General features: G+C 71.4%; 12 protein-coding genes and 1 tRNA gene. 6 read left to right on the top strand and 7 right to left on the bottom strand.

Annotation, left to right across the window (positions count from 1 at the left end):
* Window positions 1–54: 54 nt before the first annotated feature.
* The 3 genes from ACIQU3_RS06765 to ACIQU3_RS06755 all read right to left on the bottom strand — a co-directional run bounded on the left by ACIQU3_RS06765 (window position 55) and on the right by ACIQU3_RS06755 (window position 4396).
* Window positions 55–519: a single-stranded DNA-binding protein gene (locus ACIQU3_RS06765; RefSeq protein ID WP_403726260.1), complete on the bottom strand. Its 465-nt coding sequence runs from the start codon at window positions 517–519 to the stop codon at window positions 55–57.
* A gap of 445 nt (window positions 520–964) precedes the next feature.
* Entirely contained in the window at window positions 965–2785 is a 1821-nt protein-coding gene (locus tag ACIQU3_RS06760; protein WP_403726263.1) for a YfjP family GTPase, read from the bottom strand.
* Window positions 2786–2788: 3 nt separating this feature from the next.
* A complete protein-coding gene (locus ACIQU3_RS06755) occupies window positions 2789–4396 on the bottom strand; it encodes a dynamin family protein (RefSeq protein WP_403726266.1) in 1608 nt (535 codons plus the stop codon).
* Between the two features lie 320 nt (window positions 4397–4716).
* Here ACIQU3_RS06755 and ACIQU3_RS06750 point away from each other — a divergent pair.
* Window positions 4717–4789, top strand: a tRNA-Arg gene (locus ACIQU3_RS06750).
* A 141-nt stretch (window positions 4790–4930) separates the two neighbouring features.
* Here the strand turns inward: ACIQU3_RS06750 and ACIQU3_RS06745 are convergent.
* The 4 genes from ACIQU3_RS06745 to ACIQU3_RS06730 form a co-directional block, all read right to left on the bottom strand.
* A complete protein-coding gene (locus tag ACIQU3_RS06745) occupies window positions 4931–5710 on the bottom strand; it encodes a hypothetical protein (protein WP_403923671.1) in 780 nt (259 codons plus the stop codon).
* Window positions 5707–5982, bottom strand: a complete 276-nt coding sequence (locus ACIQU3_RS06740; RefSeq protein WP_361880148.1) for a hypothetical protein — start codon at window positions 5980–5982, stop codon at window positions 5707–5709. Before ACIQU3_RS06740 ends, ACIQU3_RS06745 begins: the two co-directional genes overlap by 4 nt.
* A 539-nt stretch (window positions 5983–6521) precedes the next feature.
* Window positions 6522–7316 (bottom strand): hypothetical protein, encoded by a 795-nt coding sequence (locus ACIQU3_RS06735; protein ID WP_403726339.1) that lies wholly within the window; start codon window positions 7314–7316, stop codon window positions 6522–6524.
* 20 nt (window positions 7317–7336) lie between these two features.
* On the bottom strand, window positions 7337–7705 hold the full coding sequence (locus ACIQU3_RS06730; RefSeq protein WP_403923668.1) for a hypothetical protein: 369 nt from the start codon (window positions 7703–7705) through the stop codon (window positions 7337–7339).
* Window positions 7706–7836: 131 nt separating this feature from the next.
* Between ACIQU3_RS06730 and ACIQU3_RS06725 the strand changes: the two genes are divergently transcribed.
* From ACIQU3_RS06725 to ACIQU3_RS06705, 5 genes are all read left to right on the top strand, one after another.
* On the top strand, window positions 7837–9204 hold the full coding sequence (locus tag ACIQU3_RS06725; RefSeq protein ID WP_403923665.1) for a cytochrome P450: 1368 nt from the start codon (window positions 7837–7839) through the stop codon (window positions 9202–9204).
* 90 nt (window positions 9205–9294) lie between these two features.
* Window positions 9295–9513, top strand: coding sequence for a hypothetical protein (locus ACIQU3_RS06720; protein ID WP_403923662.1), 219 nt, complete (start codon window positions 9295–9297; stop codon window positions 9511–9513).
* 355 nt (window positions 9514–9868) lie between these two features.
* Window positions 9869–10372 (top strand): hypothetical protein, encoded by a 504-nt coding sequence (locus tag ACIQU3_RS06715; RefSeq protein WP_403726354.1) that lies wholly within the window; start codon window positions 9869–9871, stop codon window positions 10370–10372.
* Window positions 10373–10878: 506 nt separating this feature from the next.
* Window positions 10879–12042 (top strand): glycosyltransferase family 4 protein, encoded by a 1164-nt coding sequence (locus ACIQU3_RS06710; protein WP_403923659.1) that lies wholly within the window; start codon window positions 10879–10881, stop codon window positions 12040–12042.
* Window positions 12039–13463: an exopolysaccharide biosynthesis polyprenyl glycosylphosphotransferase gene (locus tag ACIQU3_RS06705; RefSeq protein ID WP_403923656.1), complete on the top strand. Its 1425-nt coding sequence runs from the start codon at window positions 12039–12041 to the stop codon at window positions 13461–13463. Before ACIQU3_RS06710 ends, ACIQU3_RS06705 begins: the two co-directional genes overlap by 4 nt.
* Window positions 13464–13467: the final 4 nt, after the last annotated feature.

Below are 13467 nucleotides of genomic sequence, written 5' to 3'. Positions count from 1 at the left end.
GGTGCGCACTCGCCGATAAGCCACAGTTCGGGCAGCTTCAGGAGGTGACTGACGTCACGTCAGAGCAGGTTCTGCCGCCGCGGGTTGAGCCGATTCTGACGAACCCTCGGGAGGCGTTTCCCAATGGGGCTCGGGTTCTGTCGGCGACGGGGCTGTCTCCGTCTTACCCGCGCGCCTGAAGGCTGCGGTGCCCCACGCCAGATCGTGACCGATCGCGACGGCGTCGATGTCCGCCGACGTCCAGCTCTGCCCCTCGCGCACATCGGTCCGCACCTTCAGCCTGCCCTGCACGATCACGGGCTCACCGACCGTCAGCGACGCCGCCGTGTTCGTGGCCAGCTGGCGGTTGGCCCATACCGTGAAGAAGTTGGTGTGCCCGTCGGTCCACGTGTTCTTCTCTCGGTCCCAGTAGCGCGCGGTCACCGCCAGCCGGAACCTCGCCGAAGGGCCGGACGCCGTCTCCCGGTACACCGGCTGCGTCGCCACCCTGCCCACCGCGCAGACCATCGTCTCGTTCATCGTGAACCCTCCCTCGCCCGGACAGCGTCAACGCACCGGGCCGACATGCGTACGGGCCCGTCCCGTACGGCTGCGTCTTCGCCTCCAGACTGCCGCCGCCGGGCCGGGCCCGCTGAGCGCTGTGGAACACCGCTGACCTGTGGACAATGCCGCCACCCACACGAGTGACGAGGGGTGGTGGCAGGCAAGGGTGGTGGCAGACGAGGGTGGGGCAGACGAGTGATGGCAGAGGAGCAGGCACGGCGCCGACGACCCGTCACTGCCCCGAAGTCACCGGCCCCACCGCCACGGCACCGCCCCGCCCGGCGCCCCCCCTGTCGCAGCGCCACACCACCCGGCGCTCAACCACCGCGGGCACCGCAGCACCACCCCACAGTCGCCGCAGCACCCCCCACCGGCACCGAAGCACCACCCCACCGTCGCCGCAGGCCATGGCCCCGGCACTTCACCGCCCCGCTCCCACCACCCTCCCGTACTGCTCCCGGACCTCCTGGTAACGCAGCAGCTCCGCCGCCACCGGGTCCAGTACCCGGGCCCTGCCGCAGCCGGACGCGGCTTCCCGCAATCGGCGTTCCGCCTCCAGGCCGTAGCGCCGGGCCGGGCCGCGGGCCGCCATCCGGCAGCTCCACTCGATGAGCGGGCCGCCCACGATGCCGATCACCATCAGCAGCACCGGCACCCCCAGGTTGGGCGCCATGACCCCGAGGATCTGGCCCAGCAGCCACAACCCGCCCAGGAACTGCACGATCGTCATGGACGCCTGGATCAGCACGGCCAGCGGCCACCAACCGGGCCGCGGCGGCCGCCCCGCCGGCACTCCGGCACGCACGGTCAGCTCGTCCAGTGCCTCCGGCAGCCCCTGGGAGCCACGCACGGCGGCCTCGCGCACCGCCTGCGCCCAGGGAGCGGGCAGCCCGGCCGAGGCTCGGTCGGCCACGGTCCGCACCGCCTGCTCGACCCGCTGACGGGCGGTGGCCTCCTCGTCGGCCTGTGTGCGTGAGGGGAGCCGGCCCGTGGCGGGCTCGCCCCGGTCCTGGTACCAGCGCCACAGCCGCAGCCAGGGCGTGCCGCAGGCACGGTTGGCGTTGCGCAGCCACGCCCGCTCGGCCGCCTCGCCCGCCGCCGTGGCGCCCACGGCGTCCGCGAGCCGGTCGGAGAACTCCTCCCGCGCCTGTTCGCTGAGCCCGGTCCGCCGCTGGGTGGCGTAGACGGGCCACAACCGGGCCGCGGCCATGTCCACATCGGCCGAGATGCGACGGTTCGGCGCGCCCCGCTCGGAGACGAACTGACCGAGGGCCTCCCGCAGTTCGCCCATGCCGTCCCCGGTCAGCGCGGACAGCGCGAGCACCGTCGTGCCCGGTTCGCCGTACTCCCCGAGGGCGATGCCGTCCTCGTCCAGCAGCCGCCGCAGGTCGTCGAGGACCTGCTCGGCGGCCTCCCCGGGCAGCCGGTCGATCTGGTTGAGGACGACGAACATGACCTCGGCGTGGGCCGCCATCGGCCGCAGATAGCGCTCGTGGAGAACGGCGTCGGCGTACTTCTCCGGGTCGACCACCCAGATGACCGCGTCGACCAGCCCCAGGATGCGGTCCACGTGCCGACGGTGCTGCACGGCGGCCGAGTCGTGGTCGGGCAGGTCGATCAGGACGAGTCCGCGCAGCGGCGACTCGCCGTCCCCCGTCGGCAGCGGGCGGCGGCGCAGCCGGGGCGGGATGCCGAGCCGTTCGATGAGGCCGGCCGCCCCGTCGCTCCAACTGCACGCGATGGGCGCGGCGGTGGTGGGACGGCGTACGCCCGTCTCCGAGATGGTCACCCCGGCGAGCGCGTTGAACAGCTGTGACTTGCCGCTTCCGGTGGCGCCCGCGATGGCCACGACGGTGTGCTGACCGGAAAGCCGCCGCCGCGCGGTCGCCTCGTCGAGCACCCGGCCGGCCTCGGACAGCGTCCGGCTGTCGAGCCGGGTGCGGGAGAGCCCCACCAGTTCGCGCAGCGCCTCGAGCCGGTCGCGCAGCGGCTCCTCGTGCACCAGGGGGGTCACCGTAGCCGGGGCGGCGGAGCGGCTGTCCGTCACGGGGAACCGGCCTCCTTCGGCTGTCTCGCTGACCCGGCGCGCGATGAGCCCGTCGTCCCAGGTCTCCGCGGAGTCGGTACGCGCCGCACGTTCGCCGTCCCGCGCGCCCGGGTCGGGTGCTCTGCCCGCCTTGTGGGCATCGTCGTCCGGCTGGTCGGAGTGCTCGGTGGGGTCCTGGTCGGTGGCGGCGGTCACCGGTCACCTCTCCTTCTGCAGTACGGACAGCGCGGCGATGAGTTCGGCCTGGGGCTCGGGGTGGACGTCCAGCGCGTCGAGCGGGGCGAGGCGGCGCTCGCGTTCGGCGTGCAGGACGCGGTCCACGTGCTCGGTGAGCAGCCGCCCTGCCCGGTCGCGCAGTCTGAGCGCGCCGTGCGCGCCGATCCGCTCGGCGAGTCCCTCCCCGGCCATCCGGCCCCGGCGGCCGCCCAGCAGGGCGGTGGCGACGAGGGCGGCGACCAGTTCGGGGTCGGGTGCGAGGCTGCGGTCGAGTTCGCGCACCTCTTCCTCGGCGTGTTCCTCCAGCTCCCGCCGCCATCGCCGTACGGCCAGGCCGATGCGTTGCTTGGCGCTGTCCGCCCCGGAGTCGCGTGCGGCGAGTTCCGGTGCGGCGGACGCCGGTTCGCGCCGCCAGGCGTCGTCGACGCGCTCGTCGGCGGCGGTGACGGCGCACAGCAGCAGCGCGCCGAGGCTCTCCACGAGCGCGTCGAGCAGTTCACCGGCGGTGCAGTCCAGGGGGAAGGCGCGCCACCGCTTGAGCGCGTCCCCGGCGAGGACCGCCCCGTTCTGCAACCGGCCCCGCACGCGCGCGTGCTCGCTGTCGTACGCCCCTTCGACGGCGGAGGTGAGGCGCAGCGCGGCGGCGTACTGTGCGGCGGCGGCGCCGGCCAGTTCGGGCATCCGGGACTTGAGGGAGTCGAGGACGCCGTACGCCGTGCGGGCGAGGACGTGCTGCCGGGCGGCCGGGTCCTGGGCCTGGTGGAGCAGCCAGGTGCGCAGCTGGGCGACGGCGGAGGCCGGCAGGAGCCCGCCGCCCCAGGCGGACTCGGGGAGTTCGGGCACGGTGAAGCGGGGCACCTCGCCGAGCCCGGCCTTGGTGAGCAGGGCACCGTACTGGCGCGACACCTCGTGCACGACCTGGTGGGGCACGCGGTCGAGCACGGTCACCAGGGTGACGTCGTACTCCTTGGCGAGGCGCAGCATGTGCCAGGGGACGGCGTCGGCGTAGCGGGCGGCGGTGGTGACCATGACCCAGATGTCGGCGGCGCAGATGAGTTCGGCGGCCAGGACCCGGTTGTCGGAGACCAGCGAGTCGATGTCGGGCGCGTCGAGGAGGGCGAGACCGGGCGGCAGCGTCTCGGCGGTCTCGACGCGCAGCACGCGCGCGGGGTTCTCGCCGGGGAGCAGCAGGTCGTCGGTGGAGTCCTGCTGAGGCACCCACAGGCGGGTGAGATCGGGCAGCACTCTCATCCCGCTGAACCAGTGGTGGTCCTCCGGATGGCAGACCAGCACGGGGGTGCGTGTCGTCGGCCGCAGCACGCCGGCCTCGCTGACCCGCCGCCCCACAAGGGAGTTCACGAGCGTCGATTTCCCGGCTCCGGTGGACCCGCCCACGACGGCCAGAAGCGGCGCTTCGGGCTCCCGCAAGCGGGGCACCAAGTAGTCGTCGAGCTGCGCGAGGAGTTCGTCGCGGTTGGCACGCGCGCGTGGGGCCCCCGCCAGGGGCAGCGGGAAGCGTGCGGCGGCGACACGGTCGCGCAGGGCGGAGAGTGCGTCGAGCAGCTGAGGCCGTACGTCCAAGGTCACCACATGTGAAGAATGCCCAATTTTAGGGGAATTCTGAAGCATATGAGCATGTCTGCGCGCCGACGGAACACAAGGGATGGAAGGGACGACTGGGACACCGGTCCACTCCAGGCATAACGAGTGCACAACACCCGATGCCTGTGACGGCAAAAGCGGTGCACGATTCGTACCTGCCTGCGATTATCAGGACCGCTTCACCGAACCTCCACATCGAGCCACGGAGGCGAAGCAACAGGGACAAGGACGCAGGAGCCCTATCCTTGTCCCCGGCACGTCACGGATCGGCCCACACCAGGGCACCAAGACAGAGGCCACCACACCCGGCCCCCGTAGCTCAGTGGATAGAGCAGGCGCCTTCTAAGCGCTTGGCCGCAGGTTCGAGTCCTGCCGGGGGCGCACACACCCTCTTCCTGCGGAAACGCGTGAGGGGTTCTTTGATGTCCGGGTGCACATCGCTGTGAGACCAAGCGCCTTGGCCGCCCACGATCGTGGACTACCCCGACATCGGGGTTGCAGTTCGCGCCAACGGACGCCTGGCTACCCTTCCTCGTCGTCCAGCACCTGGGCGGCCGCGCTTGGGTCCATGAGGTTGGACCACGCCTGTTCGGCCGGGAGCAGGTCCCGCTCAGGCAGGGCGTACTCCGGATACCAGCCTTCAGCCTCGCAGCCGGGGACGTTGCGCAGGATCAGCACGGTCAGGTTCGACGGAACGGAGCCGGTGATCCGGACGGCGAGGTAGGTCTCGTGGCCGTCGTCCGCCCGCACCTGAAGGCCGAGCGTGAAAGTGTCGAACTCGCGCGTGTGCTCTCGGCCGTCGCGCAGAGTGGCGCGCGCCAGGTCCAACAGAGTCGCCCGCAACCGGCGCACGAAGCGGACACCTGCCTCGGCGCGGTACCGGACGTGGTCCTCGCGCGCGGGCAGGAGATAAGCGGTGTGCGTCGTGGTCTTCAGACCGTCGGAATGTTCCGCGTTGTAGCGCGCCCGGGCGGCGCGGCCATCACTCTCAAGGGCTGCATAGAAGTCATCGCTCGAGCCGTCCTCTCGCCGACCCGCCGCGACCAGCCACGGCAGGTCGGCGTCCAGCCATACCGCGCCGCGCCACCGCTGCACCTTGACCTTGAACAGCACCTGGTCATCCACGGACCGGATGCGTTCGTGCTTGCACTCCTCGTCCGCGAATTGCTCGGACGCTTTGGCCAGCACCGGGTGGTCGATCTCGTCCAGCGGCGCCGTGACCGGCGGCACCTCGAGGCACAAATCCTCGCGTAAGCAGCGCAGCGTCGGGCGGGCCGGGTGCAGCGGGCTGGGTCCGCTCATTCCTCGATTCCCCCGACCGCGTCGATCTCCTCCGCGGTCAGCCCGGTCAGCAGCATCACATCCGACTTCAGCGATCCGTCCAGCACGCTGAGCGCCTCCACCATGCCGGACCTCAGATCCTCACGGCGCTGCTCCAGATACGCCCGGACCGCCTCGGCCACCAGGTCCTTCTTCGTCAGCCCCAGGAAATGAGCGCCCTGGCTGATCAACTTGTCCGTCGCCGGGTCCACCTTCAGCGGGGACTGGCGTACCGGCTTCGCCGCTGTCGTCATCGATGAGACACCTCCGCCACCATAATACCTAAGTACCTCACGGTGGTCCTTCTACGCGTCACCGGACTCGAACCGCCCCCTGCTCCGGTCGGCGGCACGCGCCTTCCCCACCAGAGACGCCCATCGAGCAAAGATCCCGGAATCGACAGCAAGCGCTTTGACGATTTCCGTTCGTGGACGACCTGCGAACACGCAGGTGAGCACATCGCTCGGGCCCACGCACCTTCTAAACGCTTGGCCGCAGGTTCGAGTCCTGCCAGGGGCCGGCAGTACTGACGGCAACGACCGCGTCACTCGCCGGTCGGTGGGCCTCCCGGCTTGTCCCGGGGCAGCCCGGTCGTGGGTTCGATCCCGCCATCCGAAACGCCATCCGATACCGCCACCCGATGCCACCCGATCTGCCACCCGATCTGCCACCCGATCTGCCACCCGGGCAGTGACGTACCAGGTCAGGGTCTGATCCACTGAGTGGAGCAGACCCTGACCAGTTGTTTGTGGGATCGACGGGTGCGCTGTCGGCGTTCGGTCGTGCCCGCCGCCTATTGCCCCTCGAAGAAGCCGGACTTCAGGTCCCCGATGACGGCGTTGAGTGGATGCCCACTCACGATGAACGGTCCGCCCCATGGCGCGCTGAGTGCGAAGAGCAGCGCCAGGCTCAGCCCGACCACACTCGCAACGCCCACGATGAGCAGCGACGTTCGCAGGCTGCTGCGGAAGACCAGGGCGCCGGAGTTGACGATCAAGGCCAGTCCGCTGACCACAAGGGTGACGACGTAAAGCGACGGAACATCACGCGAGGCGGCCGCGACGCGGGCGCGACGACTGCTGGTGACACCGTCCAGGGAGGACAGCAACTCCGTCCCTGCCGCGCTTCCCACCGCGGGCCGGGCTGCCTCGGCGCGAACGCTGCGCTCCATCCGTGCGATCGCGCGAGCGGTGGCCGTGTCATCACCGGACGCCGCTGCCGCGCCCTCCCACTCCCTGGCACGCGTGGTCTGCAGGTAGTCCAGAAGGGCCCCATGGATCGGCACGGACTGGACTCGCGGGCTTGTCGCCGCCCATGCCAGGCGGGAGGCCGCGGCCGCCTCGTCACTCACCAACCCCTCGGCCGCACGCAGGTAGCCGGCCTCGCTGGCCAGTGAGAGTGCCGCAAAGATCGCGAACGCGGCACCGAGTGTCGGCATCAGAGGTGTGGCGATCTGCGGTACCCGATCCCGTTCCCCGACGGGTACGAGCATCCGGACGCCGATACGCGCTGCGGCCGCGACCAACAGGGCAAGCAAAAGCCCGCCCACAACCAGCACCACGGCCGGCAGCGAGGTCAACCAGTTCATCAGATCACCTACAGCGTGTTTCAACAAGCGCCCCACGGCGGCGACGCTTCGCCCGTCGCGACCAGGAACTTCTCGTCGATCACTTTCAATGAACGCCCCATGATCACAGGTCGAGGCCGTTTGACGATGTCGACGCCCGGCACGGGCATCTCGTTTCGCTGGCCGAACAGCCGAATATTCGTTCGCGAGCGACCGGCGAAGGCACAGGAATCTCTCCTCCAGGGCGTTTTCGCGTCTCCGACGGGAATGCCGACGGCAAAGGCCCCGCCGTTCCCCGGACAGCTGGCGGTCTCCTTGTTTGTCGAGAGCGGCCCGCTTCTCGGTCGTCTCGGCGCGCGCGTGGATGTGCCGGCGACGTCTGACCAGTGTTGCCCGAGCAGTTCGCGCAACGCTCTCCGCCGGGGCCCCTCCTCCCGCCCACTCGTTCCACGTGGCACAGGACACGTTCATGACAGGATTGCGCCGGGGAAGGGTCAGGGAAGCCATAGGGGCGCCCACGATTGCCGCGAAGGGATGACCCGTGACGTCCGCTGCGCCTCTCCCCATACCTCGGGCTGCCGGATCGCTTCCGTTCATCGGCCACGCGCTGAGAATGCGCGACAACCTCGGCTTCATCGACTCGCTGCGCGACACCCGGGAACCGCTCGTCGAGATCGTCCTGCAACCCGGAACGCGCACCGTCGTGGTCCAGGACCCGGCCCTGATCCACCAGATGCTCAAGGCCCTCGCGCCCTCCCTCGACAAGGGCCGGCTCTACGACAAGCTGGGCCAGCTGCTGGGCGACAGCGTCGTCACCGCCACCGGCCGGCCTCACGTACGCAAGCGCCGCCAGCTGCAACCGGCGTTCGCCCACACCGAGATCAGCCGGTACGTCGACATCATGCGCACCGAGGTCACGGCCACGGTCGCCGGCTGGGAACCCGGTCGGCTCCTCGACGTACGTGAGGCGATGGTCGGACTCAGCCTCGACATGCTGGCCAAGACGGTGTTCGCCGGCAGCCTCGACGACGCCGTCTTCCGCCGGCTGCGCCGCGACCTGTCGGTGGTGATGAACGGCGTCGGTGTGCGCCTCATGCTGCCCGACTGGGCCGAGCGCCTGCCGTTGCCCTTCAACCGCCGCTTCGACCGGGCCCGGGCCGGCGTACGCGCCACCGTCAACACCGCCGTCGAGGAGTTGCAGGCCTCCGGGCACGACACCGGAGACATGCTCTCCATGTTGCTGCGCGCCATCGACGAGGAGACCGGCGAGCCGTTGACCGGGCATCAGATCTGCTCCGAGATCCTCACCCTGGCCGTGGCGGGCACCGAGACCACCGCGTCGGTTCTGTCCTGGGCCCTGTACGAACTCGCCCGCCACCCCGGCATCGAGGCCCGGGTCCTGGCCGAGTTGGCCGAGGTCCTCGGCGAGCGGCCCGTCACCCTCGACGACGTGGCCCGGCTGCCGTACCTGAATCGGGTGATCACCGAGACCCTGCGGCTGCATCACCCCGGCTGGCTGGTCACACGCCGTACCACCGAGGAGACCCGTCTCGGCGAGTGGACGCTGCCCGCCGGTACCGAGCTGGCCTACTGCCAGCACGCTCTGCACCGCGACCCCGAGCGTTTCCCCGATCCGCTCACCTTCGACCCGGACCGCTGGAACGACGCCGCGCAGGAGCCTCCGCCGGGCGCGTTCCTGCCCTTCGGGGACGGCAAGCACAAGTGCATGGGGGACCGCTTCGCCCGCACCGAGATGGTCACGGCGCTCGCGACGATGCTGCGTTCGGTACGGCTGGAACTCGCCGAGGACCAGGCCGTCCGCCAGGTCGCCCGGCTCACCGTACGACCGCGCGCCCTGCGGATGACCGTCCTCCCCCGCGACCACGCCCGATCCGGGGCCCGCCACTAGCGCATGTCTCTTAGTTCATGGTCACAATGCACTGGAGCCCTTCACTCCTTTGCCGCGCATCCGCAGCATTAGTAGTGCGTTATGCCAGGCATGGATCACGAGAACAAGGTGCGGAACTCTGTCTTGCCCGGCAAGCAGTGCCTTCCCGTGCGCCGCAAGACGTTTCCGGCGACGCACTTTCCGCGCGCCGCCATGACCAGCAGGGTTGATGACCTTCGGCGATTGATGAACGACCTGATCCGCCTGGAGAAGGCTCTCGCCAAGCGTTGGGACGGAAGTAAGAGCGCAGCCCCCGGGCAGGCGGACTGATCTTCTTACCATGTCATTCCAGGCTTATTACCAACCCTCGCCCTCTGCTCGAAACCCGCTGTATCCGGTGGACTTCGATGCCGGTCAATATGACCCTCAGAGCCAATGGGACGGGCTTCTCACCGCCTCCGGTGGCTGGGATCCCGCCCAGGAACTGACGTACCTGGTGCCCGAGCCGCCCTTCGAACCGCAGGAGGCGGACCCCCTACGCTGCGACCCCTTTTCGGGCGAACCGTTCGAACCTTTGGCAGGCCCGCAGGAGACCACCGCGGAGATGGCTCCGCTGACAGACACTCGGGTGAGCCATCGCAAGGCGCGGCCGTCGCTCCGCGCTCGTGGTTTTCGAGCAGCCAGTATGAGCCTGGGCGTACTGATCGCGGTGGCCGCGTCCTCGGTCAGTCTCCTCGGAGCGGTGGTGGCCTACGAACCGCTCGTGCTGGCCGCTGTCTTCGGCCGGGGGAAGACCCCCGCGGCCTGGTGGCCCCTGCTCGTGTACGGCCCCTATGCGGTGGGCGCCCTGTCCGTGGTGCGAGCGTCACTGCACCGGCGGCGTGCCTTCCATTCCTGGGCCGTGGTGCTGCTGTTCTCGACCCTGGCGATGTTGCTCTGTGTCGTCCAAACCCCCCACAGCATTGGTGCCATGGCAGTCGCGGCGCTGCCCGGTCTGGCGTCACTGGTCTGCTTCCAGCAGGCCGCCCGCCAGATCACTCTCACCCGCCCACCGCGACGCGCGTTCCCCCGGCGCCGGCACGGCACCTCCCCGCACACCGCTCACACGGCCGGTGCGCTCAACGGCTCTGCTCACCCCCTCCGCGCCGACGCGATTCCCTCTCCGCCCGCGGCAACCGTCCAGCGCTAGGCCGCTTCTTGCGATTCACCGCACCGACCGGATGAAGACGGTGCCGACGTGGAGCCGCCGCGGTAGAGGTTGGCGACGTGGAGCCGCCGCGGTAGACGGTGGCGACAAGGAGTCCGGCGCGGTAGACGGTGACGGTCGTGAACCCCCGGCGCGGCGACACCTCACCGGGCAGCCGCACGCGACGGTCCGGCCCGAGGTGCGGCTCGTCGGTGATGTGTCGCTTGCCGAACACGGCACCGCGAGAAGGACAAGCCCGTCGGGACTCTCGTGAAAGGACTCGCCGGTCATGCGTACCTCGCATGTGCCTCGCTCGCTCTTTCGATCGGCCACCCCAGGGGGGAGCACGTTCTGCCCCGCCCAGCCGTGCGGTGGTGACCGGTGGGCGTCCGGCTCGTTGGCCAGCGGGACGCGGTGTGCGCCGGCGCGCTCCGCGGCGCCGTCGGCACCCGGCAGCCAGGCGCGTTCCCGCCGTCCCGAGCGCCGTCCCTGAGCGAGGAAAACCGCGCATGCACCTGTCACCGACTGACCCTCCGCCACGGGTCCTGCACCTCACCCAGCCCGTGGACGGCGGCGTCGCCCGCGTCGTGACGGACCTGGTGGGCGCCCAGCTCGCCGACGGCCTGCGGGTCACCGTCGCCTGCCCCGACAGTCTCTTCGCGGCCCGGCTGGGGGAACTCGGCGCGGACGTACGGCACTGGGCGGCGACGCGCGCACCCGGAGTTGCCACCGCCGGAGAGACGCGCAGGCTGGCCCGGATCGTCGCGGAGGTGCGTCCTGAACTGGTGCACGCGCACAGCGCGAAGGCCGGCTTGGCCGGGCGGCTCGCGCTGCGCGGCCGGATCCCGACGGTGTTCCAGCCGCACGCCTGGTCGTTCGAGGCGGTCGGCGGTACGGCCGCGGCCCTCGCGCGCGGATGGGAGCGGTGGGGCGCCGGCTGGACGGCCCGGCTGCTCTGCGTGAGCGAGGCGGAGCGCCGGCTCGGTGAGGCGGCCGGGGTCCGTGGGCGGTGGAGCGTCGTACCCAACGGCATCGACGTCGAACGCTTCCGTCCGGCCGACACCGACACCGTACGGGCGGCCCTGCTGCCGCACAGCGGCCCGCGAGGGCCACTCGTGGTGTGCGTGGGGCGGCTGTGCCGGCAGAAGGGCCAGGACCTCCTGCTGACGGCGTGGGAGTCGGTGCTGCGGCAGGTGCCCGGGGCGCGGCTGGTGCTGGTCGGCGAAGGCCCCGACCACGGCAGGCTGCGGGCCCTGGCACCCCCGTCCGTGCGGTTCGCGGGGGACGTCGCCGACGTCGTGCCCTGGTACCAGGCGGCGGACCTGGTCGTACTGCCCTCGCGCTGGGAGGGCATGGCCCTGGCCCCGCTGGAGGCCATGGCGTGCGGGCGGCCGGTGGTGGTGACGGACGTGGGCGGGGCCCGGGAGAGCCTGCCGCCCGGGCTCGCGCCGCACTGCCTCGTTCCCGCCCTCGCCCCGGCGGCCCTGGCCCGGGCCGTGGCCGGTCTGCTGCTCGATCCGCCGCTGCGGCGATCCCTCGGCGACCGGGGACGCCGGCATGTCCTGTCCACGCACGACGTGCGCCGCACGGCCCGGGCGGTCGCGGACGTGTACCGCGAACTCCTGGGCGCGCGCGCCGAGTCCACCGAGCGCAGGGAGACAGTCGTCTCGTGACCGCGGAAAGCACCGTCCCACCTCCCACCGGGCAGCCCCGCCTGCTCGGAAGCCCGCCGGTGTCGCTGCTGCCGCCGCGCGGCACCGCGGCCGGTTTCCGCGTCCCCGAGCGGCGCCCCCCGGTCCGGGCCGTGTCACCGCTGCCGCTCCTCGCCGCCGACGGTACGGCCGCCGTACTGGGCGGTTTGGCGCTGTCCGGCACCCAGCGCCACCCGGTGCTGCTGGCGGTGCTGGTGACCGCGTCGCTGCTGCTGCACTCCCACCGGCCGGCCCGGCTGCCCGCGCTGCTCGACGAACTGCCCGCCGTCAGCGGGCGGATCGCGGTGGCCTGGCTGGCGCTCGGGGCTTTCGCGGCGGCCTGCGTACCGCGGCACACGCTGTCCCTGTCCACCCTGGCGACCGGGATGCTGTTCCAGACGGCGGTCTGCTGCGCCGGGCGCGCCGCCGTACACGCCTGCCGGCGGGCCGAACTGCTGCATCAGCCGCAGGCCGCGCTGGTGGTCGGACCGGCCGCGACCGCGCAGCGCGTGGCCGCCGCCGTCCTGCGCCACCCCCGCTACGGGGTGCGGCCGGTGGGTGTCGTCACCGACGAACCCGACGGCAGCGCGGGACTGCCCGTGCTGACCACGGACGAGGAGGTGCAGCGGGCGGTCGTCCAGAACGGGGTGCGCGAGGTGCTGGCCGTGCGCACCTCCACACGGACCTCGCAGGGGCCGCTGTTGCGGGCGCTGGCCGAGTCGGGCTGCTCGGTGTGGGAGATCGACCCCGACGTGCCCTCCAGCTGGTCGGGGGACCGGCTCGCCGGCTTCCCCTGCCGTCCCCTCGACCTCGGGACCCGGCTGCGCGGCAGCGCCGGCAAACGGGCCCTGGACGTCGTGGCGTCCGGCGCGCTGCTGCTGCTGGCCGGCCCGCTGCTGCTGGTGTGCGCGGTGGTGCTGCGGCTGACCGGCGGGCCGGGGGTCGTTTTCCGGCAGGAGCGCGTCGGCAAGGACGGCCGGCCCTTCACGCTGCTGAAGTTCCGCACCCACCGCCCGGCCGACGAGAACGAGTCGGCGACCCGGTGGAGCGTGGCGGGTGACCGCCGGATGCCCTGGTTCTGCCGGTTCCTGCGCCGCACCTCCCTCGACGAACTGCTCCAGTTGTGGAACGTCCTGCGCGGCGACATGAGCCTGGTCGGCCCGCGACCCGAACGCCCCTACTTCGTCGCGCAGTTCGGTCAGATCTACCCGGGCTATGCCGCCCGCCACCGGGTCCGGGCCGGCGTGACGGGCCTGTCCCAGGTGCACGGGCTGCGCGGCGACACCTCGATCGAGGACCGGGCCCGGTTCGACAACGCGTACATCGACGACTGGTCGTTGTGGCAGGACGTCTGCATCCTGCTGCGTACGGCGGCGGCGCTCGTGCGTCCGACGGGGAGCTGAGCGC

It is taken from the genome of Streptomyces sp. NPDC101110, assembly GCF_044759525.1.
In the GTDB taxonomy this organism is placed as follows: Bacteria; Actinomycetota; Actinomycetes; order Streptomycetales; family Streptomycetaceae; genus Streptomyces.
The sequence above is the reverse complement of the archived record's forward strand: the minus strand, read 5'-3'. Positions and strand labels throughout refer to the sequence as shown.